The organism is Inquilinus ginsengisoli, assembly GCF_050434925.1.
GTDB lineage: Bacteria > Pseudomonadota > Alphaproteobacteria > DSM-16000 > Inquilinaceae > Inquilinus > Inquilinus ginsengisoli_B.
In genome coordinates, this window is record NZ_JBNDJK010000001.1 from 4261811 (window position 1) to 4283088 (window position 21278).

At 70.1% G+C, this 21278-nt stretch carries 15 protein-coding genes; 9 read left to right on the top strand and 6 right to left on the bottom strand.

Annotated elements, in window-relative coordinates; all coding sequences use genetic code 11:
• Positions 1–13 precede the first annotated feature (13 nt).
• Positions 14–6121 (top strand): hypothetical protein, encoded by a 6108-nt coding sequence (locus QFZ27_RS20310; RefSeq protein WP_429228222.1) that lies wholly within the window; start codon positions 14–16, stop codon positions 6119–6121.
• A gap of 276 nt (positions 6122–6397) precedes the next feature.
• Complete coding sequence (katG, locus tag QFZ27_RS20315) at positions 6398–8575, top strand: catalase/peroxidase HPI (RefSeq protein WP_429228224.1); 2178 nt, start codon at positions 6398–6400, stop codon at positions 8573–8575.
• Positions 8576–8618: 43 nt separating this feature from the next.
• Here katG and QFZ27_RS20320 read toward each other — a convergent pair whose 3' ends face one another.
• Positions 8619–9326 (bottom strand): response regulator, encoded by a 708-nt coding sequence (locus tag QFZ27_RS20320; protein ID WP_429228225.1) that lies wholly within the window; start codon positions 9324–9326, stop codon positions 8619–8621.
• 191 nt (positions 9327–9517) lie between these two features.
• Between QFZ27_RS20320 and QFZ27_RS20325 the strand changes: the two genes are divergently transcribed.
• The 7 genes from QFZ27_RS20325 to QFZ27_RS20355 all read left to right on the top strand — a co-directional run bounded on the left by QFZ27_RS20325 (position 9518) and on the right by QFZ27_RS20355 (position 16568).
• On the top strand, positions 9518–12403 hold the full coding sequence (locus QFZ27_RS20325; protein ID WP_429228226.1) for an ATP-binding protein: 2886 nt from the start codon (positions 9518–9520) through the stop codon (positions 12401–12403).
• Entirely contained in the window at positions 12400–13146 is a 747-nt protein-coding gene (locus QFZ27_RS20330) for a response regulator (protein WP_429228228.1), read from the top strand. Before QFZ27_RS20325 ends, QFZ27_RS20330 begins: the two co-directional genes overlap by 4 nt.
• Before the next feature lie 55 nt (positions 13147–13201).
• Positions 13202–13423, top strand: coding sequence for a YjiS-like domain-containing protein (locus QFZ27_RS20335; protein WP_429228229.1), 222 nt, complete (start codon positions 13202–13204; stop codon positions 13421–13423).
• Positions 13424–13434: 11 nt separating this feature from the next.
• Complete coding sequence (locus QFZ27_RS20340; RefSeq protein ID WP_429228230.1) at positions 13435–13713, top strand: hypothetical protein; 279 nt, start codon at positions 13435–13437, stop codon at positions 13711–13713.
• 67 nt (positions 13714–13780) lie between these two features.
• The gene (locus tag QFZ27_RS20345; protein WP_429228231.1) at positions 13781–15214 is read left to right on the top strand and encodes a calcium-binding protein; all 1434 of its coding nucleotides are present in this window, start codon (positions 13781–13783) and stop codon (positions 15212–15214) included.
• Positions 15215–15466: 252 nt separating this feature from the next.
• Entirely contained in the window at positions 15467–15679 is a 213-nt protein-coding gene (locus QFZ27_RS20350) for a hypothetical protein (protein WP_429228232.1), read from the top strand.
• Between the two features lie 67 nt (positions 15680–15746).
• The gene (locus tag QFZ27_RS20355) at positions 15747–16568 is read left to right on the top strand and encodes a cation efflux transmembrane domain-containing protein (RefSeq protein WP_429228233.1); all 822 of its coding nucleotides are present in this window, start codon (positions 15747–15749) and stop codon (positions 16566–16568) included.
• 21 nt (positions 16569–16589) lie between these two features.
• On the opposite strand, the gene QFZ27_RS20360 is transcribed toward QFZ27_RS20355, so the two are convergent.
• From QFZ27_RS20360 to QFZ27_RS20380, 5 genes are read right to left on the bottom strand one after another with little or no spacing between them, the layout of a single operon-like run.
• The gene (locus QFZ27_RS20360) at positions 16590–17654 is read right to left on the bottom strand and encodes an ABC transporter substrate-binding protein (protein ID WP_429228235.1); all 1065 of its coding nucleotides are present in this window, start codon (positions 17652–17654) and stop codon (positions 16590–16592) included.
• A gap of 29 nt (positions 17655–17683) precedes the next feature.
• Positions 17684–18814 (bottom strand): NAD(P)/FAD-dependent oxidoreductase, encoded by a 1131-nt coding sequence (locus QFZ27_RS20365; RefSeq protein ID WP_429228236.1) that lies wholly within the window; start codon positions 18812–18814, stop codon positions 17684–17686.
• Positions 18811–20184: an FAD/NAD(P)-dependent oxidoreductase gene (locus tag QFZ27_RS20370; RefSeq protein WP_429228237.1), complete on the bottom strand. Its 1374-nt coding sequence runs from the start codon at positions 20182–20184 to the stop codon at positions 18811–18813. The genes QFZ27_RS20365 and QFZ27_RS20370 overlap by 4 nt, the downstream gene beginning before the upstream one ends.
• Positions 20181–20465: a (2Fe-2S)-binding protein gene (locus QFZ27_RS20375; RefSeq protein WP_429228238.1), complete on the bottom strand. Its 285-nt coding sequence runs from the start codon at positions 20463–20465 to the stop codon at positions 20181–20183. Before QFZ27_RS20375 ends, QFZ27_RS20370 begins: the two co-directional genes overlap by 4 nt.
• A gap of 13 nt (positions 20466–20478) precedes the next feature.
• The gene (locus QFZ27_RS20380; protein WP_429228239.1) at positions 20479–21273 is read right to left on the bottom strand and encodes an ABC transporter permease; all 795 of its coding nucleotides are present in this window, start codon (positions 21271–21273) and stop codon (positions 20479–20481) included.
• Positions 21274–21278 lie beyond the last annotated feature (5 nt).

Below are 21278 nucleotides of genomic sequence, written 5' to 3' on the forward strand. Positions count from 1 at the left end.
GACCACGATGAGCATGCGAACCAAAGTCATCGGCTTGGCGTTCGGCGGCATCGCCTTCGCCCAGATCCCCACCGCGGCGCAGGCGCAGTGCAACTCGAGCAGCAATCCGGCTCCGGCGCCTGCGGCCTCGGCGAACTTCTCGAACCAAAGCTTCGGCAATCCACCGCTGAAGCCCTATATGGTGACCTCGCCGGGCATCACCGGCTGCACCGGGCCCGATGGAGATTACGGCGAATCCGGCGTCGATGGCAGTCCGGGACAGGCCGGTGGGCAGATCACCGGCACCAGCACGGCCCTGACCATCATCGGCGGCGCCGAGTCTGTCGGTGGCATTTCGACCTTCGGCGCTTACATCGCCAGCGTGGGCGGGGCTGCCGGCGCCGGCGGTCAAGGTGGCTACACCACCTCGAGCGACCTCCAGGGCGGCAATGGCGGCGCCGGCGGAGCGGGCGGCAGCATTACGATCAGGTTCGACGGCACCTTCGTTCCGGATCCAACGACCGGCCTGGCGACTTACGGGCTCGACGTGTTGTCTGCTGGCGGCGCCGGCGGCAACGGAGGAGAGTCCAGCTATTCCGGAATCTGGGCGAAGCAGGGGGGCGATGGCGGGCCAGGGGGGGCCGGCGGATCGGTCGCGCTCACGGCAAGCGGCTCCGTCCAGGCGGATGCTGTCGGCGTTGCGGCAGTGTCCAGCGGCGGTATGGGCGGGAACGGAGGCAATTCCTCCACCACGGACAAGCTCGACACCACACAGGGCGGCGATGGGGGCAATGGCGGCCAGGCCGGCTCGGTGTCGCTGAATTGGTTGAGCGGAACTGTCACTTCCGCGCAATTCGGTTTGCTCGCCACCGCCGATGGCGGGGCCGGAGGCTCCGGAGGCGATGCAGCCAGCGCCTTCGACACCACGGGTGGCGATGCCGGTGCGGGCGGCAATGCGGGCGCAGCCAGCCTGGTGCTCACCAGCGGCGGGGTCTCCGTCATCCTGGCCCCGCCCCATTCGACCGGCGCCGGCATCTATGTCTCGGCGATCGGCGGCAATGGCGGCAATGGCGGAACCGTGGAGTCCGGGATTGGGGAAGGCGGCGGCAACGGCGGGAACGGTGGGAATGGCGGGACTGCCAGCGCCACCATTCTGGGCTCGGTCGCCTATTCCAGCCAGGGCGGTGGTCAGGGCGTCCTGGTTCAATCCAACGGCGGCGCGGGCGGGCCTGGTGCAGGTGCGGGTGGAATCGTCGGCGGCGCGGGCGGCGGCGGCTTCGCGGGCGCGGGCGGTGGTGCCACCCTGATCCTGGGCAACGCCGCGAACACGGGCATCGTCCGAACCTCGGGGGCTTTCGCCCATGGCGCCCTGGTGCAGAGTGTCGGCGGTGCCGGCGGCAACGGCGGCAATGCGAGTTTCAATGCCCAGGGCGGCGCCGGCGCCGCAGGCGGGAATGGGGGCGCGGCCGTGGTCCGGGTGCCCAACGCCTCGGTGATCGCCACCGGCAAGGGCGCCATCGCGATGGTGGCGCAAAGCGTCGGCGGCGGCGGCGGGGTGGGCGGCGACACCAACGATATCGCGATCGGCACCCAGGTTGCCATCGGCGGCAATGGCGGTCTCGGCGGCAATGGCGGGGTGGTCAGCATGGACCTGACGGGGGGTGTGTTCGCCTCCACCAGCACGCTCGGCGGTGCGGGCATCCTGGCCCAGAGCATCGGCGGGTCGGGTGGAGCCGGCGGCAGCGCAGCCTCGACCGGCACCGGAGTGTTTGCGATGACGATCGGCGGCGACGCGGGCGGTGGCGGCGTCGGCGGCCTGGTGAGCGTCGCCAACAAGTCGCTGATCACCAGCTATGGCGATCATGCGGCCGGCATCCAGGCGCAAAGCATCGGCGGCGGCGGCGGGAAGGGGGGCGCGGCGTTCACGTTTACGGCCGGCTTCCTCCCGGTCGCGGCGATCGCAGTCGGCGGCCGCGGCGGCAGCGGCGGCCCGGCGGGGAACGTTTTCGTCAGCAATAGCGGCCAGGTCACGACCTACGGCGCGGATGCCACGGGCGTCCTCATTCAGAGCATCGGTGGCGGCGGCGGAACCGGTGGGGCCGCGGCGGCGCGGGCGGTCGACCTCTCGCCGAACAAGGACGTCCCCGCCATCTCGATCTCGGTGGCGACCGGCGGCCAGGGCGGGTCGGGCAACACTGGCGGCAAGGTCGCGCTCGACAATTCGGGGCTGATCGCCACGGCCGGCGACGGCGCGATCGGGGTGATGGCGCAATCGGTCGGCGGCGGCGGCGGCACGGGTGGCGACAGCACGGCGGCGTCCTATTCCGGCGGCAGCCAGGCCGGCGTTGCGATCTCGGTCTCGGTGGCGGTCGGCGGTGCCGGGGGCACCGGCGGCACCGGCGGCGCGGTGACGGTGACCAATGAGGGACTCGTGGCCACACGGGGCCAGGATGCCTACGGTGTCTTTGCCCAGAGCGTCGGCGGCGGTGGCGGATCCGGCGGTGCCGGCGATGCCTCGTCCGCGGCAAGCCAGGCAAAGTTCAGCGTCGCCACGTCGATCGGCGTGGGCGGGACCGGTGGCACCGGTGGCCACGCCGACACCGTCGATGTGACCAGCACCGGCGCGGTGACGACGGTCGGCGATGGGGCCGATGGCGTGTTTGCCCAAAGCGTCGGCGGAGGCGGTGGCGCCGGCGGGGGCGGGGTCGCCACGGCCGGCGGCGGCGTGCTCAGCGTCGCGGTCGGTGTCGGCGGGAGCGGCGGCGCGGGCGGAAACGGCAACACCGCCACGGTCGCGAATGGCGGCAGCATCGTGACCCGCGGCACCGATGCGATCGGCCTGTCCGTGCAGAGCATCGGCGGCGGCGGCGGCAAGGGCGGCAAAGGCGGCGCCACCGCCGGCGGAGCGGCTGTTCTCTCGAACGCGAAGGCCTTGTTCGACATCCTGGCAAACGGTCTGGGCCTCAATCAGGAGGTCACCAATCTCGGCGACGGCATCCTGCGGATCGGGCATATCGGCGAGGAGATCAAGGCGACCTATGACGAGTTGAACGGCATCTTCTCGCAGCCGCAGTCGGGTGACGCGCAGAAGGGCACCGCCGTGAAGATGAACGTCTCGGTGTCGGTCGGCGGCGGTGGCGGGGCCGCGGGCTCTGGCGGCGCGGCCAATGCGACCAACACCGGTTTGATCGCGACCTATGGCGCCCAGTCGGACGGCATCTATGCGCAGAGCGTCGGCGGCGGCGGCGGCAGCGGCGGCGCCGCAAGTTCGACCAGCGGCGCCGCCGACGACACGCCGATCCAGACCGCGATCGGCGTGGGCGGCAAGGGCGGCGGCGGCGGCAACGGCGGTGCTGTGACGGTGGCCAACCAGACGGGCGCCAAGATCCTGACGCAGGGCGTGGCCGCGTTCGGCATCCTGGCGCATAGCGTGGGCGGCGGCGGCGGCGAAGGATCGCTGGCCGGCACCGTCAGCGGCTCGCTGAAGAGCCTCTCCGTCGGGGTCGGCGGCAATGGTGGCACTGGCGGGGATGGCGGCGCGGTCAGTGTCACGACGGACGGCGCGATCACCACCACCGGCAAGCACGGCATTGCCATCTTTGCCCAGAGCGTCGGCGGCGGCGGCGGGCTGGTCCGGACGATGACCACCGACGAGACGTTCGATCCCTCCAAGATCGTCGACAACCCGCAAGGGCGCATTGCCGACGTCCACGGGTTGACGTTGACATTCGGCGGCCAGAACGGCGTCGCCGGCAACGGCGGGGACGTCTCCGTCACCACGGGCGGCGCCATCACCACATCCGGCCTGGACGCGCATGGCATCCTGGCGCAGTCGATCGGGGGTGGCGGCGGGCTGGCCGTCGGGGGGCAGGTCATCCTGCCGGGCGGCCCGATCAGCGCGGGCGGCGCCACCGGCAACGGCGGCAATGTCAACGTTGATCTCGAAACGGGCACGGCGATTCTCACAGCCGGCAAAGGCGCCTATGGCATCATTGCCCAGAGCATCGGCGGCGGCGGCGGCTTCGCCGGCGATCCGTCCGTGGTGCACGACTACGAGACCAATACGGCGGCGGCCGTGACGAGCAACATCGGCGATGCCGGAACCGTCTCGGTTACTGCGGAAAGCGCCCGCATTCAGACCACGGGCGACTATGCCCCGGCTATCTTCGCCCAGAGCATCGGCGGCGGCGGCGGCCTGGTGAACTACAACATCGCCGGCGGTCCTGGCGACAAGATCCAGGCGCGGGGCAGTGCCGGCGGCGGCGGCAGCGGCGGTGGTGTTTTGGTCAACCTCATCGGCAGCCTGGTCTCGGCGGCGGGGGCGGGGTCGCCGGGCATCTTCGCCCAGAACGATGGCGATGGAACATCATCAGTCAACATCCTCATTTCGATCGATGCCAATTCGAGCGTTCACGGCGGCCAGGACGACGCGGCCTTCCCCGGCAATCAAGGCCGCGGACTCCGCGACGTGGCGGGCGTCCGGCTGATGGGCGGTACCGGGAACACGATCAACAACAAGGGGATCATCTCGTCGCTCAATGGCATTGCGATCCTGACCGACACGCCGGCGGGCAACACCCAGGTCACGAACACGGGAACGATCTCGGGCGACATCATCTTCAACAGCGGGGTCGGGAATGTCGTGGACAACCGTCCCGGCGGCGTGCTCGAGGCCTTCACGGCCATCGACCTGAACGGCGGCCAGCTCCGCAACGCCGGCGCCCTGCAGGTCGGCGGCGCCGGTGCGATCGGCCGGACGACCGTGACGGGTGACCTCGTCCAGGGCGCCACGGGCCGTCTGGTGGTGGAGACGAACCACAGCATCGGCACGGCGGATCTCCTCGATGTGCAGGGCCGTGCGCGCCTCGGCGGCGTGGTGGAGGTGCATCCGCTGTCGCTCGCCAACCGCGCCGTTACGGTGCTGAGCGCAACCGGGGAACTGGCGGTCGATCCGGGCTTCACCGCCAGCCGCACCCATCTCTACCGCTTCGATGCGCAGCAGTCCGGCAACAGCCTGCAGCTGCAGCCGGTGGCGGAGTTCAGCGCGGCGGCCGGCCCGCTGGGCCGGAACCAGCGGCGGGTGGCGGCGCATCTGCAGCAGCTCTGGGACAGCGGCGCCGGGCTCGACGAAGGCTTCACCGCGCTCGCCGGCGTCGGTGACGGAGGCAGCTACGCGCGGGCGCTGAGCAGCCTCTCCGGGCAGTCGGTCGGGGCGGTCGCGGCCCTCCGCTACAGCTCGAGCCACGGCTTCGTCACCAACATGCTGGACGAATGCGCGACCTTCGAGGGCGCCGGCCGGACGCAGGACGAGGCCAGCTGCGTCTGGTCGCGCGCCTATGGCGGCGTGGCCGACCAGGACAGCACCGGCGACGCGCTGGGCTACCACACGAGCACCTGGACCCTGCAGGCCGGTGGCCAGCGTGAGATCGCACCGGCCTGGTTCCTCGGCGGATCGGTCGGGTACGAGAGCAGCAGCCTGCGCGGCGATGGCGGCGGCTCGCGGGTCAGCGGCGACAGCCTGCTGCTCGGCGCGACCCTCCGCTACCAGACCGGGCCGTGGCAGGCCGCGGGTGCGCTCGATTTCGGCTATGGCTGGTATGACAGCCGGCGTTCGGTCGAAGCCGGCACCTTCCAGGGGACCGCGGATGCCTCGCCGAACATCTGGCATGTCGGCGCCCATGCGCGGCTCGCCTATCAGGCGCCGATCGCGGACTGGTACGTGCAGCCCCGCCTCGACCTGCACCTGACCTATGTGCATGGCAACAGCTACACCGAGACGGGGGCCGGCCCGTTCGACCTTGCCGTCGAGTCCGAGGGCGCCACGGCCTTCACGGCGATTCCCGCGGTGGAGGTGGGCGGGCGCATCGCCATCGGCGGGACCGTGGTGCTGCGTCCATATGCGAGCGCCGGCGTCGAGTTGAACGCCAACGGCGACTGGGCGGCGACGGCGCGCTTCGCCGATCAGCCGGGCAGCCGCGGCTTCCGCGCCACGACGCCCATCCCGGACGTGCTGGGCAAGTTCACTCTCGGCGCCGAGGTGCTGAGCAGCACGAGCTGGGACTTCCGGCTCCAGTACGGCGCCGAGGTCGGCGACGGGTACTCCTCCCATGCCGGCTTGGGGCGGTTGGCCTACCGATTCTGACCCTCGCACCGGTTCGTGAGACCGTGCGCTGAATCCGTGCCGAGGCCTCGCGAACCGCGGGGTCTCGAAGGCGACGAGCGTCCCGGCCCGGCGGAGCGTCCCATCCGCCACCACTGCGTTCCATCGACCGACGGTCATGGGCGGCGGCTGCATCAAGACCGGCGCGGGCCTGTTCCCGGATGAGATCACGTTCGAACTTATTCGCCCTTGGCCAAAGCGGCGTGTAGGTTTTAGAATGATTCAAAATTGAAGCTGCGGAACGCAAACGGAGGGAACATGGCTGACGAAGGCAAGTGCCCGTTCACAGGCGGGGGCCGCAAGCCCACCAACCGCGACTGGTGGCCGAACCAACTGGATCTTCAGGTGCTCCACCAGCACTCCGCCCTGTCCGACCCGATGGGCGAGACGTTCGACTACGCCAAGGAATTCAAGACCCTCGACCTGGACGCCGTGATCAAGGACCTGCGGGCCGTGATGACGGATTCGCAGGATTGGTGGCCGGCCGATTTCGGCCATTACGGCGGGTTGTTCATCCGCATGGCCTGGCACAGCGCCGGGACCTACCGCATCGGCGACGGCCGCGGCGGCGGCGGACGAGGGCAGCAGCGCTTCGCGCCGCTCAACAGCTGGCCGGACAACGGCAATCTCGACAAGGCGCGCCGGCTGCTGTGGCCGATCAAGCAGAAATACGGCCGCAAGCTTTCCTGGGCCGACCTGCTGATCCTGACCGGCAACGTCGCGCTCGAGTCGATGGGCTTCAAGACCTTCGGCTTCGGCGGCGGTCGCCCTGACACCTGGGAACCCGACCACGACATTTTCTGGGGCCCCGAGGGCAAGTGGCTGGGGGATGAGCGCTACAGCGGCGACCGCGAGCTGCAGGGCCATCTCGGCGCCGTGCAGATGGGGCTGATCTACGTCAACCCGGAAGGCCCGAACGGCAATCCGGACCCGGTCGCCGCGGCGCGCGACATCCGCGAGACCTTCGCCCGGATGGCGATGAACGACGAGGAGACGGTCGCCCTGATCGCCGGCGGCCACAGCTTCGGCAAGACCCACGGTGCCGGTGATGCTTCCCTGGTCGGCGCGGAGCCGGAAGGGTCCGACATCGTGGACCAGGGCCTGGGCTGGCGGAGCACCCACGGCACCGGCCACGCGGGCGACGCGATCACCAGCGGCCTGGAGGTGACCTGGACCTCGACGCCGACGAAGTGGAGCAACGAGTTCTTCAGGAACCTGTTCCAGTACGAATGGGAGCTGACCAAGAGCCCGGCCGGGGCGCAGCAGTGGCGGCCGAAGAACGGTGCCGGCGCCGGCCAGGTTCCGGATGCGCACGACCCGTCGAAGCGCCACGCGCCGGGGATGCTGACCACCGACCTGGCGCTGCGGTTCGATCCCGCCTATGAGAAGATCTCACGGCGCTTCCTCGAGCATCCGGAGGAGTTCGCCGACGCCTTCGCCCGCGCCTGGTTCAAGCTGACCCATCGCGACATGGGGCCGAAGGTGCGCTATCTCGGCCCGCTGGTGCCGAAGGAGACGCTGATCTGGCAGGATCCGGTTCCCGAGGTCGACCATCCGCTGGTCGACGCGTCGGACGTCGCCACGCTGAAGGCGAAGGTGCTGGCCTCCGGCCTCACCGTCCCGCAGCTCGTCTCCACGGCCTGGGCCTCGGCATCGACCTTCCGCGGCTCCGACAAGCGCGGCGGGGCCAACGGCGCGCGCATCCGCCTGGCGCCGCAGAAGGACTGGGCGGTCAACCAGCCGGACCAGCTGGCGACGGTGCTGGCCAAACTGGAAGCGATCCGGCAGGAGTTCAATGCCTCGGCGTCGGGCGGCAAGAAGATCTCGCTGGCCGACCTGATCGTCCTTGCCGGCGGCGCGGCGGTCGAGAAGGCGGCGAAGGATGCCGGGCAGGACGTGCAGGTGCCCTTCGCCCCGGGCCGCACCGACGCGTCGCAGGAGCAGACCGACGTCGTCTCCTTCGCGCCGCTCGAGCCGAAGGTCGACGGGTTCCGCAACTATCTCGGCGAGACGCTGGTGGCCCTGACGCCCGAGGAGATGCTGGTCGACCGGGCGCAGCTGCTGACGCTGACGGCGCCGGAGATGACGGTGCTGGTCGGCGGCCTGCGCGTGCTGGGCGCCAATGCCGGGAACTCGCATGGCGTCTTCACCCGGCGGGTGGGAACGCTGACCAACGACTTCTTCGTCAACCTGCTCGACATGGGCACGCAGTGGCAGCCGTCCTCGGATGCCGAGAACGTGTTCCAGGCCCGGGACCGGAAGACGGAAGAGGTCAAGTGGACCGGCACGCGTGTCGACCTGATCTTCGGGTCGCACTCGCAGCTGCGGGCGCTGGCGGAGGTCTACGGCGCCTCCGACTCGCAGGCGAAGTTCGTAAAGGACTTCGTAGCGGCGTGGACCAAGGTGATGAACCTCGACCGGTTCGATATCGCCTGATGGTGGCGGCGGGTCCCCGGCGGTCGACGCCGGGGACCGCTCCTCACGATGACGTCGGATGGATGTAGCCGGTGCCGCGCACGGTCTGAATCAGGATCGGGTTCTGCGGGTCACGCTCCAGCTTCCGGCGCAACCGGGTGATGCGGCTGTCGATGCTGCGGTCCAGCGCGTCGTCCCCGCGCGCCGGCGCCAGCTTCAGCAATTGCTCGCGCGACAGCACCTTGTCCGGGTTGGTCGAGAAGGCGACCACGAGATCGATCTCGGTCGGCAGCAGGTCGACCGGGCTGCCTGCATCGGTGAACAGCCGGAACTGGACCAGATCGAGGCGGTAGGGTCCGAAGCGGGCCGGCGCTCCCGACCCGACGCCCGGCCGTGCGGCGCGGCGGCGCAGCACGGCATTGACGCGCATCACCAGCTCGCGCAGGTCGAACGGCTTGGTCACGTAATCGTCGGCCCCGCCCTCCAGCCCGACCACGCGGTCCACCACAGAGGCCGCCGCGGTCAGCATGATGACCCCGAGCCGGTCGTGGCGCTCGCGCAGGAAGCGGGCGAGCTCGAAGCCGCTCTCGCCCGGCAGCGCGACGTCGAGCAGGACGATCTCGGCGCCAGGCTCGTATCCCTCCACCTCGATCAGCCGCCGCAGGCCGTGCCCGTCGGCAGCCTCGCGCACGCGGTACCCGGCCAATTCGAAATAGTCGCGGACCATGTGCCGGAGGGATGCTTCATCGTCGACGATTACGATCCCGGCCATGATCAAACAATCGACTGCCAATATATCGTCTGAGGATAATCCGTTTCCTCGAGACGGGAAACCGCTCACGACACCGGATTGATACATCGCCGTGCCAGCCTCGACCGCAGCGGGACGTTGCAGCGAGGTTCGACGAGAGCTGATATGGTGGTATGGGCAGATGGGGCGCCGCGGCGGGCGCGGCGCCAATGATGGAAACCAGCATCCGGCGGCAGACCCGAGCGCTGACCCGGCGCGCCGCGTGGCTGCTTCTGGTTGCGAGCCTGCCGCTGCTGCTGCTGATCGTCGGGCTCGGGATCCTGCAATACGTCGAGCAGCGCCGGATCCTGCTCGGAGACATCGCCCGACAGACCGAGGACCGCCACACGGCGCTGGCGGCGCTGCTCGCCGCCCCGGTCGATCATCTCGCCCGGCTGAAGGCCTTCATGGAGGAGCGCCTGGCCGACGACATCGGGCGCGGACCGACGCCCTTCCGCCGATTCCTGCGCTATGAAGCGCCGGTGATCGGCGCGACGCGGATGGGCGGCTTCTACACCGACCATCTGCGGGCCGACCCATCGTCCGATTTCGGCTTCGTCCTGGCCGACGCGAAGCTGATCGAGACGCTGGGACCTGGCTATGACGAGTTCGACGCCGCACTCGACCTGATCGAGCCGATGCGGCTGGGCCATCTGACCTCGCCCTATCTGCAATGGAGCTACTACTTCTCGCAGGGCCGGCAGTTCGTGGTCATATATCCGGGAGCCACCGCTGCGGAGACGCTCGCGACCTCCGTCGCGGCGGGCGGCCACGACGTCCGGACCCTGCTGGCGAGCTGGAACGAGTACGACCTGTTCAAGCTGGGAACGCCACGCGCCGATCCGGAGCGCAAGCCCTACTGGACCGGGGTCTATGTCGATGCGGCGGGGGCCGGCCGGATGGTCACCCACGCCACTCCGATCTACCGGCAGGACCGCTTCCTCGGCATCGTCGCGACCGACATCACGCTCGGGATGTTCGCCCAGCTTCTGCAGCACCTGGCGCAGACTCCCGGAACGGTCGCGATCACGAATGCACAGGGCCAGGTGCTGGCCGCGCGCAACGCGGTCACCGGCGATACCTCGGCGCCGGAGGGCTTGTCATCGCTCCTGCCCCCGGAGCTGGCGACACGCCCGACCGTGGAGGTGCTGGCGCCGTCGGAGGGCTTCCGCAGGATCGACGGCACCTACATCCTGGCCCGGCGGGCGGCCGCCGAACCATTCTGGCTGATCCATTTCGTCTCGGAAACCGAGCTGCTTCGGCAACTTCTGCCGCGCTTCGCCCCGGTCGGCCTGATCCTGCTGAGCCTGTTGGTGACGCTGGCGGTCGCCATCATCCTTCTCGGCCGCCATCTGGTGCGCCCGGGCCTGATGCTGGTGCGCCATATCCAGGCCGAGGCGCAGAACGAGGCGCCACCGGCCGCACGGGTTCCGCCCGCCATGTGGCGGCCCTGGTTCGACGCGGTCAGCCGCGCCTTCGCCTCGGTCCGGCTGTACCAGAAGCGTCTGGAGGCGAGCGAGGCCGAGTATCGGGCGGTGGTCGAGACCCAGACCGAATTCGTCGTGCGGTTCCTGCCCGACAATCGCGTGCTCTTCGCCAACGAGGCCTATTGCCGACACATCGGCATCCCCCGGGAGGTGCTGCTCGGCGCATTCGCCAACGAGTATGTCCAGGTCGAGCCGTCGGACCTCGTCCGGCTGCGCGGGAACATCGCGGCCCTCACGCCGGAGCGGCCGACAAGCCGGACGGAGCTGCGCGTCACCATGCCGGGCGGCCGCGTGGGGTACGAGGAATGGACCGACACCGGGATCTTCGACGACGAGGGAAAGCTGGTCGCGACCCAGGCGGTCGGCCGCGACCTGACCGAGCGGAAGGCCACGGCCCTGGCCTTGGAGCGCCAGCGCGAAGCGCTGCACCAGAGCGAGAAGCTGGCGGCGCTCGGCTCGATGCTCGCCGGCGTCGCGCATGAGCTGAACAATCCGCTGTCGGTGGTGATCGGCTATTCCGGGATGCTGACCGACCTGGCGGAGAGCGAGGCGATGCGGGACCGTGCGGCCCATGTGCAGGCCGCGGCCGAGCGCTGCGCCCGCATCGTCAAGGCGTTCCTGGCGATGGCGCGGGCCAAGCCGGTGGAGCGCCGCCGGGTCGTCCTGGCCGAGGTCCTGGACGACGCGCTGACGCTCTCGTCCTACGGCCTCAGGACCCATTCGGTCACGGTCGACAATGCGCTTCCCGGCGATCTGCCGCCGGTCAATGCCGACCGCGACCAGCTGCACCAGGTCTTCCTGAACCTGATCGTCAATGCGCAGCATGCCCTGGCCGTGGTGCCGGGTCCGCGTCGCATCCGCATCACCGGACACGCCGAGGCGGGCGTCGTGGTCGTCGCGATCGCCGACAACGGCCCGGGGATGGATGCCGAGGTGCAGCGCCGGGCCTTCGAACCGTTCTTCACCACCAAGCCGCAGGGCATGGGGACCGGCATCGGGCTGGCGGTCAGCCGCGGCATCGTCGAGGCGCATGGCGGCAGCCTGACCCTGGCAAGCTCGATCGGCCAGGGTGCAAGCTTCACGATCCGCCTGCCGACCGCGCCGTCAGCGCAACTGCCCGATGCCGGTGCCTGCGAACCCCTTCCGCCCCGGTCGCTGTCCGGTCAGGTCCTCGTGGTCGATGACGAGGAGGAACTGGCCGAGCTGATCGCGGAGCGCCTGGCTGCGGACGGGCTGGAAATCGACATCGCCACCAGCGGCGCCGCGGCCGTCGAGCTGATCCGCAGCCGCGCCTACGACGTGCTGATCACGGATCTGCGCATGCCGGACATGGACGGTTCGCAGCTGATCGCGGAGGTGGAGCGGATCGCCCCGGCGCTGCTCCATCGTAGCATCGTCATCACCGGCGACGCGCTCGGCCCGGAGCTGGACGCGACCATGACCGACCGGCGGCTGCCGGTGCTGGAGAAGCCGCTCGACTTCGATGCCCTGCGCGGTGCGGTGCGGCGCCTGCTGCGGCCGGACGGCCCCGAAGGGGCCCTGGCCGACATGCCGGAGGAGGCCGCGCCATGACGGGCCGGAACCGTGTCGTGATCGTGGATGACGAGGCGGGCGTCCGGGCGCTCCTGTCCGACTATCTCAGCTTGAACGGATTTCTCGTCCGGGCGGCATCCGGCGGGCCGGAGCTCGACGCTTATCTCGCCGCCGGACCCGCCGACGTTATCGTGCTCGATCTCAACATGCCGGGGGAAGACGGCTTTGCCGTCGCTCGACGGCTGCGCGGCGCCGGCTGCGACCTGGGCATCATCATGCTCACCGCCGCCGACGGGCTGGACTCGCGGCTGGAGGGTTATGCGCTCGGCATCGACGACTATCTGGGCAAGCCCTTCGAACCGCGGGAGCTGCTGGCCCGGATCCGCAGCGTGCTGCGCCGCATCGCGGTCGCGCCTGACAGCGGGGCGGCCCGCTGCAGGCCGGTCGGCCAGCACAGCCTCCATCTCGACGCCAAGCGGCTGGCCGACGCGACGGGGCGCCCGATCGAGCTGACCGCGCGGGAGATGGAGCTGCTCCTCGCCTTCGTGCTGCATCCGCGCCGGATCCTGTCCCGCGACCAGCTGTCCGATCTCGCCCATGGCGAGGCGCTCGACGGCGGCAGCCGGAGCCTCGATCTGCGGATCATGCGGCTGCGCCGGAAGATCGAGCACGACCCGGCCGATCCGCAGCTGATCCGGACGGTGCCCGGCGAGGGCTATCTGTTCGACCCGACGCCGGCGGGTTCGACGGCACAGGCTGAAACACCGACGGCAAAGGGCTGAAACAGCGGCAGGGCAGGCTGCAGGGGTTCCAACAACCTCAGCTCAGGAGCCTGTCATGACCTTCCATCCGGCCACAGCCGGCCTTGATCTCGCCCGGACGTCGGGCGATCTCGGGCATCGCATCGCGCGTGGCCTGGGGGACGCCGTCCTCCACCTCCGGACGGCCCGCCTGCGGCTGCGCCAGACCCGCCATCTGCGGCAGCTGGACGATCGCCTTCTGCTCGACATCGGCATTGTCCGCAGCGCGATCGATCACGCCGTGCGGCTCGGCCGGTAAGGGAGGCGATCGTGAAAATGATCCTCATCTCGGCCGCCGCAGCCCTCCTGCTCGGCGGCACCGGCGCGGCGCGGGCCCAGTCCGCCATCTTCGAGACGCAGGGGCTGCCGATCGCGCCGCACCAGGCCCAGCTCACCGGCCTGGCCGACCTGCAGGAGCGGGCCTCCGCGTCCCCGCTCATGCTGGGCGCCATGCCGGCCTCGCCGCACCAACTGGCGGTGCTGGCGCCGCGCCAGATAGTCCGCCGGCAGGTCGCCGGCGCCGTGCAGACGGCGACCACCCGTCCCTGAACGGCATTCCCTGAACCAACAGCCGCCGACCGCACGCTCCGCGCCGGTTGCCGGCAGGAGAAAACCTATGGCGCATTACATGGGCACCGACGAAGACGACGCCCACAACGGCACGGCCGCGAGCGACTACATCGAAGGCGCCGGCGGCGACGATACGCTGTATGACGGTCCGCGCTCCGCTGCTTCGGTCGCGGACCAGATCTTCGGCGATGTCGGGGACGACGTTATCGCCACCGTCGGTGGAGCCGACACGGTCGACGGCGGCTCCAATCGGGATCAACTGATCATCGACTATGAGCTGATCCCGGCCGATTTCTTCCTGGCCATCGCCGAAGACACCGGCAACAGCATCACCTCGTCGAACGGCCTCTCGATCACCAGCATCGAGATCTTCGAATTCCACCTCGGCTCTGGCAACGATAACGTCTCCGCGGGCGCAGGCGACGATCGCTTCTACGGCAACGGCGGCAACGACGCCTTCTTCGGCAAGAGCGGATCCGATGTCGCCTTTGGCGGCATCGGCGAGGATCATTTCTTCGGTGGATCCGGCGGTGACGCTCTCTATGGCGAGGCCGACGACGACCTGCTCTACGGCGACGGCGGCAATGACGGTCTCCTCGGCGGCATCGGCGACGATGAACTCCACGGTGGCACTGGCGACGACTTTATGACCGGTGATGCTGGCGCAGACCAGCTTCACGGCGACGGTGGGAACGACAGGGTTTACTACTCTCAATCGTCGGTTGGTGTGACCGTGAACCTCGCTGCGCACACGGGCGACAACGGCGACGCCGAAGGAGATACTTACGACAGTATCGAGACGGTCTACGGCAGCACCTTCGACGACACGCTCACAGGCAGCGGGGAATTCGAATCGCTCTATGGCGAAGCCGGCAACGATATCCTGCGCGGTGGTGCGGGCGCCGATCTACTCTATGGCGGCGTCGACATCGACACTGCCAGCTACTTCACCGGCGCGGTCGGGGTCACGATCAACCTCCTGACCGGCATCGGCAGCGGTGGCGGGGCCCAGGGCGACAGGCTGAGCAGCATCGAGAATCTCTCTGGCAGCCAGGGCCATGACAGCTTGGTCGGGAATTCGGACGACAACGTCCTGCGGGGCTGGAACGGCAACGATCTGCTCACCGGGGCTGGCGGCAAGGACACGCTAAGCGGCGGCATCGGCGGCGACCGCTTCGTCTACGGCAGCGTGGGACAGAGCGTGGTCGGTGCTGATGCCGACCGGATCACCGATTTCAGCCACGCCCAGGCAGACAAGATCGACCTTGCGGCGATCGATGCCAATAGCGGCGCCGCCGGCAACCAGGCGTTCAGCTTCATTGGCACCGGCCTCTACACCGGCGTCGCGGGACAGTTGCGCTATGCCCAATCCGGCGGCGTCACCACCATCGCCGGCGACGTCGACGGCAACGGCACGTCGGACTTCCACATCCAGCTCACCGGCGCCGTCGCGCTGGCCGCGGGCGACTTCGTGCTGTAGCGCGGCGCCCCGCCGGCCCGGACTCCGCTTCGGGCCGGGTCCGCAGGTGGAGCTCGAAGCCGACCCCCGCCCTGACGTGCCCGTGCCGGCGGCCAGGCCAACACGACACCGGTTGAAACAGCCACGGCATCACGCCGAAACCGCGCTGCCCTATCCATGTCAGGACGACATCCGACCAGCCATCCGGCACGGCCCGGGCGATCCACCCGGCCTGTGCGATGGCGATCCGACACGCACAGAAGGAAGACGGCCATGGCCATATTCAACGGCACGGAAACCTACGACTCCTACCTCGGCACGGATGAGGCGGATGCGATCGACGGCGGCGGCGGGGACGATCGCCTCCACGGTGCCGGCGGCGGCGATACCCTCCATGGCGACGGCGGCGACGACGAACTCCACGGCGAGGCCCACATCCAGCTCACCGGCGCCATCGCGCTGGTCGCCGGGGACTTCGTGCTGTAGCGCGCCGGCCGGCCGGAATCCGCTCGAGCGACATCATCGCAATCAGGGCCTGGGCAACACCAGGACGATGGAGGACGCCATGGACCGGGGGACGGCCGCCGATCACGGCCGGCAGCGCGAGAAAACGGCGCGCATCGCGGTGCTGGCGGCATTGCCGACGCTCGCCGTCACCGCCTATGCCGCGCTCGCCTCCAATTCGCTGACGCTGCTCGCCGATCTCGTGCTGACGCTGCTGGACGCCGCCGGCGTGCTGGCCGTCTGGCTCGTGGCGCGGCGGATGGGCGGCGGCAACGGCGTCGCCAGGCTGGAACGCCTGGCCGGCGCCGTGGTCGGCGGCCTCATGCTGGTGTCGTTCTGCGTCGTCGCCAGCCTCGCCGCGCTGCGGATCGGGCAGGGGGGTGCCGTGGTTGCCGGCGATGGCGTGGCGGCCGGCCTGGGCATCAACCTGATCTACGGGCTGGTCAATATCGCGATCCTGCGGCGCTGCCTGGCGCAGCGGAAGACAGACCCGTCGCCGCTGATCCGGTCGCAGCTCCGGCTGTTCATCGACAAGGTGACGTCGAACCTGCTGATGGTCGCGGCGCTGGGCGGCGCGCTTCTGTTCGGCGAGACGCAAATCGGACCGTTCATCGATCCGGTCGCCAGCCTGCTCGTCGCCGCCTCGATGGCGTTCTGGTCGGTCCAGATCCTCCGCGGCAGTCTCTGCGGACTGATCGATGCGCCAGATCGCGCTGCGAAGGAGCTGCAGGCCTTCTTCCGCCAAGCGCCGGGGCCGGGTGAAAGGCCATCCTCAACCCGTCATCCCGTGCGCGCTGCGGCGCGAAGTGCCGCTGCGCAGACACAGGATTTCGGCATGATCCCGACGAGATCTCCGCTTTCGCGGGGATGAAGATTGGGGATGGCGGAACGCTTACCGCTCCACCGTCCGGTTCCAGCGGTCATTCCACTCCGGGCGATGGGCGTTGATCTGGTCCCAGTCCAGCACGATGGCGTGCTCAAGATAGCCGCGGAACTCGGTCAGCATCTTGGCAGCCTCCGGCGTCGCGCCGGCGACCTTGCTGTTGGACGGGATCTGGCCGCCATATTGCAGCGCCGGGTCCTGGGCCTGGGCGCTCAGCAGGTAATGCGCCAGCTTCTGCGCCAGCGCCGGCTCGGTGTTCCCGGCCACGACGCATTGCGTCACCATCAGCAGCACGCCGCCTTCCTTGGGCTGGGCATAGGCCACCGGGATGCCCTTGTTCTGCATACCGGCGATCGCGGTCGGGGTCAGCGGGAAGATGGCGGCCTCGCCGGTCTGCACCATCTCCGACAGCTTGGCCGAGCTCGGGATGTACTCCAGCACGTTCGGGCCGATGGTCTCGGCCCATTTGCCGAAGCCGGGCTCGACGTTTGCCTCGGTGCCGCCCTGGATGCGGTTGACCATCAGGAAGCCGTGCAGCCCGTATGTGCTGCTCGACAGCGACTGGAACACGACCTTACCCTCGAATTTCGGATCGGCGAGGTCCATCCATGAGGTCGGGGCGGCCCAGCCCTCCTCCTGGAACATCTTGGTGTTGTAGCCCAGACCGGTCAGGCCCAGCGTCACGCCGGTCGCCATGTCGTCCTTGATCCGCGCGGCGGGATACAGCTCGTCCAGCACCGGGTCCGGCTCGGTCTTTTGGCACAGCCCCATGCCGATCGCCCGCACCATCACCCCGTCATCGAGGAAGATCACGTGCATCTGCGGGTTGTCCTTGGCCGCAGTCGCCTTGGCCAGGATCTCGGACGACGTGCCGGGCACGACCACGACCTTGACGTCGTTGGCCTTCTCGAACGCTGGGAAGACGTGTTCGGTGAACGCCTTCTCCATGTCGCCGCCATTCATGCCGATATAGATCGTCTTGGTCTCCGCCATCGCGGCGCCCGAGGCCAGCAACGCCGTCGTGGCCAGCAGCGTCGTCGTGGCCAGCAGCGTCGCCGTGATCCGTCCGTTCATGTCGCTCTCTCCCGTTTGATTGTTGCTGCTCATGCCGCCGCGATTGTGGCGAAGCGGCCGATGTCGAAGGCGTCGATCGGGGTGCTGCTGCGGCCGTCGCGCGCCAGCTCGGCCAGCACCTCGCCGACCGCCGGGCCGATCTGGAAGCCGGCGCCGGAGAAGCCGAAACCGTGGATCAGCCCCGGCGTGGTTCGGCTCGGCCCCAGCACCGGGTTGCGGTCGGGCGTGTCGCCCTCGACCCCGCTCCAGAACCGGATCACCTGGGCGCCGCGCAGGGCCGGGAACAGCTCCGCCGCCTGGCGCAGCAGCGCGCCGATGGCGCTGCGGCCAGGCCGGGCGCGGTCGGCGTCCAGCGTGATGCCGCGGCCGCCGCCCATGACGCAGTTGCCGCGCTCGACCTGGCGGGCATAGATGCTGCCGCCCTCGACCCCGACATTGATGTCCATCAGGCGCGGCAGCGGCTCGGTCACCGCCATGTTGGGATGGGCCGATTCCAGCGGCACGGTCTCGCCGAAGGCGGCGGCGAAGCGGCCGGACCAGGCGCCGGCGCAGTTCAGTAGCAGGCGCGACCGCACCTCCAGCCCGTCGCCGGCCAGCAGGCGGAAGCCGTCGCCGTCGCGCTCCGCCTCCCGCACCGCGGTCTGCTCGCGGATGTCGGCGCCGGCCTTGCGCGCGGCGCGGGCGAAGCCGGGCGACACCAGCCGCGGATTGGCATGGCCGTCGGCCGGGCACCAGGACCCCGCGATGGCGCGGTCGCCCAGCCAGGGCCAGCGGGCACGGAAGGCGTTGCCGGCCACGATCTCGAGCCCGAGCCCGAAATCGCGCACCCGGTCCCGATAGGCCTCCAGCGACACCAGCTCGGCCTCGCTGCGCGCCAGCTTGAGATGGCCGGAGCGGATGTATTCGCCGTCGATGCCGATCGTCTCCGGCAGGCGCTGCCAGATCGCATGCGCCCGCTGCGACAGCGGGATCTGCTCCGGCGGCCGGCCCTGGCGGCGCACGCCGCCATAATTCACGCCGCTGGCCTGGGCGCCGCAGAAGCCGCGCTCCAGCAGCAGCACCGACATCCCGATGCGGCGCAGCGCCAGGGCTGCGGCCGCGCCGGCGATGCCGCCGCCGATGATGGCGACGTCGGTGGCGATGCGCTCGGTGACGCTCATGCCGCTTCCTCAGGCGCGTCCTCGATCGCGACCGGGATCGGCTTGACCGGGGCCTGGCCGCGCAGCCGGCCGACGGCCTCGACCGGCACGCCGCGATGGGCGGCCAGGATCTCGGCCGCCGCGGCGCCGCACATGCGGCCCTGGCAGCGGCCCATGCCGACCCGGCACAGCGCCTTCAGCCGGTTCAGCTCCGGCGTGCCCCAGCGTGTGGCGGTGGCACGCAGCGTGCCGGCCGCGATCTCTTCGCAGCGGCAGACGACCAGATCGTCGGGCGCCGTGGCGGCCCAATCGGCGGGGAAGGGGAAGGCGCGCTCCAGCCCCTGGCGGAATTTTCCGATCGCGGCCAGCTTCGCCTCAAGCCGCGCGGCACGAGCCATGTCGACCGGCCGGCCGAGATCCTGCAGCAGGGCCAGGGCTGCGCGTTCGCCGGCCAGCTCGGCGGCGTCCGCCCCGGCGATGCCGGCGCCGTCGCCGGCCAGGTAGACGCCCGGCACGCTGCTGCGGCCGGCGGCATCGCGCTCGGGCAGCCAGGCCCGGTTCAGCGGGTCGAAGCGGAAGCGGCAGCCGGCCAGGTCGGCCAGTTGGGTCTCCGATCGCAAACCGTAACCGAAGGCGACAGCGTCGCAGTCGATGCGGTGCTCGCGCTCGCCGTCATGCCAGACGAGACCCTCGACCCTCTCGGTGCCCAGGATGCGCAGCGGCCGGGCGCCTTGGCGCATCGTCACGCCGCCGGCTTTCAGCGCCGTGATCAGGCGCAGGCCCTTGGCCAGGACGGTTGGGCTGCGCAGCAGGCCTGGCAGGGCGGCCAGCTTGTCAGTCTGCCGGGCGGTGTCCAGCACCGCTACGACCTCCGCCCCGGCCTTGAGATACTGCGAGGCGACCAGCGGCAGCAGCGGGCCGGTGCCGATGAAGGCGACGCGCCGGCCGATGCCGCAGCCCTGGTATTTCAGCGCGACCTGCGCCGCGCCCAGGCTGTAGGCGCCCGGCAGGGTCCAGCCGGGAATCGGCAGGATCCGGTCGGTGGCGCCGGTGGCCAGGATCAGGTGGCTGTAGGGCAGCCGCTCGGCCCGGCCGTCGCGCAACAGGTCCAGCGCCCCGGCCTCGATGTTCCAGACCAGGGTCTGCGGCCGGTGGTCGATGGCCAGCCCGTCGATGGTCCGGTGCAGCGCTTCGGCCTTGGCGGCCTCGGTGCCGTAGAGGGTTTTGGCGTCGCGGGTGAAGCCGTCCGGCTGGCGGCGGTAGATCTGGCCGCCGCCTTTGGCGGCCTCGTCCACCACCACCGGCCGCAGCCCGGCGGCCACGAGGGCCTGGGCGGCGCGGATGCCGGCCGGGCCGGCGCCGACGATGACAGGGCGGATCTCGCTGCTCATGCCGCCTCTCCGGTGACCAGGCGCATGCCCTCGGCGATGGCGGTGGAGCAGGCGCGGAAGCGGCGTCCGTCCTCGGTCGCCACCCAGCAATCCTGGCACGCGCCCATCAGGCAGAAGCCGGCGCGGGGAGAACCGGAGAACTCCGATCGCCGCAGCCGGTCGGCGCTGGTCAGGATCGCGGTCAGCACCGTGTCGCCGGCCAGCGCCGTGGCCGGGCGCCCGTCCAGGCGGAAGCGGATCTGGGGCCGGCCGGTCTCGGCCAGGCGGGTCAGGATGGGCATGAGGAGGATCCGGTCACTGGCGGCCGACCAGGATGCGGTCGAGGCCGTAGATGCGGTCGAGCACGATCATGGTGGCGGCAGTGACGGCGACCATCAGCGCCGACACCGCGGCCATCATCGGGTCGATCGATTCCGTCGCATACATGTACATCCGCACCGGCAAAGTGACGGTGGCGGGCGAGGTGACGAAGATCGACAGCGTCAGCTCGTCGAAGCTGTTGATGAAGGCCAGCAGCCAGCCGCCGGCGACGCCGGGCAGGATCATCGGCAGCGTGATGCGGCGGAACACGGTGAAGGCGCCGGCGCCCAGCGACGCCGCCGCCTGCTCGGTCGACCGGTCGAAGCCGACCAGGGCGGCGATCACCAGCCGCAGCGCGTAGGGCGTGATCACCACGCTGTGCGCCAGCACCAGCCAGAAGAAGCTGCCGGCGGCGCCGAGCCGCGAGAACAGCTGCAGCAGCGCCACGCCCAGCACCAGATGCGGAATCAGCAGCGGCGACAGGAACAGCGCGTTCAGCGCGTCGCGGCCGCGGAAGGCATAGCGGGTGGTGGCGATGCCGGCCGGCACGGCGATCGCGGTCGACAGGGTCGCCGACAGCGTCGCCAGCCACAGGCTGTTCCAGAAAGACTGCAGGAAGTCCGGGTGGTCGAACACCGCGTCGAACCAGCGCAGCGAGACGCCGGTGGTCGGCAGGCTCAGCGTGTTCTCCGGCGTGAAGGCGACCAGGCAGACGATCACCAGCGGCGCCAGCATGAAGATCACGACCAGCGTGTGGAAGACCAGGGCGAGGGGGCCGTTGCGGGGCATCTGCG

Coding starts and splice junctions, on each gene's coding strand:
- QFZ27_RS20330 (WP_429228228.1), top strand. CDS start 12,400: ATGACGGGCCGGAACCGTGTCGTGATCGTGGATGACGAGGCGGGCGTC.
- katG (WP_429228224.1), top strand. CDS start 6,398: ATGGCTGACGAAGGCAAGTGCCCGTTCACAGGCGGGGGCCGCAAGCCC.
- QFZ27_RS20380 (WP_429228239.1), bottom strand. CDS start 21,273: ATGCCCCGCAACGGCCCCCTCGCCCTGGTCTTCCACACGCTGGTCGTG.
- QFZ27_RS20345 (WP_429228231.1), top strand. CDS start 13,781: ATGGCGCATTACATGGGCACCGACGAAGACGACGCCCACAACGGCACG.
- QFZ27_RS20350 (WP_429228232.1), top strand. CDS start 15,467: ATGGCCATATTCAACGGCACGGAAACCTACGACTCCTACCTCGGCACG.
- QFZ27_RS20360 (WP_429228235.1), bottom strand. CDS start 17,654: ATGAACGGACGGATCACGGCGACGCTGCTGGCCACGACGACGCTGCTG.
- QFZ27_RS20355 (WP_429228233.1), top strand. CDS start 15,747: ATGGAGGACGCCATGGACCGGGGGACGGCCGCCGATCACGGCCGGCAG.
- QFZ27_RS20335 (WP_429228229.1), top strand. CDS start 13,202: ATGACCTTCCATCCGGCCACAGCCGGCCTTGATCTCGCCCGGACGTCG.
- QFZ27_RS20375 (WP_429228238.1), bottom strand. CDS start 20,465: ATGCCCATCCTGACCCGCCTGGCCGAGACCGGCCGGCCCCAGATCCGC.
- QFZ27_RS20370 (WP_429228237.1), bottom strand. CDS start 20,184: ATGAGCAGCGAGATCCGCCCTGTCATCGTCGGCGCCGGCCCGGCCGGC.
- QFZ27_RS20325 (WP_429228226.1), top strand. CDS start 9,518: ATGGAAACCAGCATCCGGCGGCAGACCCGAGCGCTGACCCGGCGCGCC.
- QFZ27_RS20310 (WP_429228222.1), top strand. CDS start 14: ATGCGAACCAAAGTCATCGGCTTGGCGTTCGGCGGCATCGCCTTCGCC.
- QFZ27_RS20365 (WP_429228236.1), bottom strand. CDS start 18,814: ATGAGCGTCACCGAGCGCATCGCCACCGACGTCGCCATCATCGGCGGC.
- QFZ27_RS20320 (WP_429228225.1), bottom strand. CDS start 9,326: ATGGCCGGGATCGTAATCGTCGACGATGAAGCATCCCTCCGGCACATG.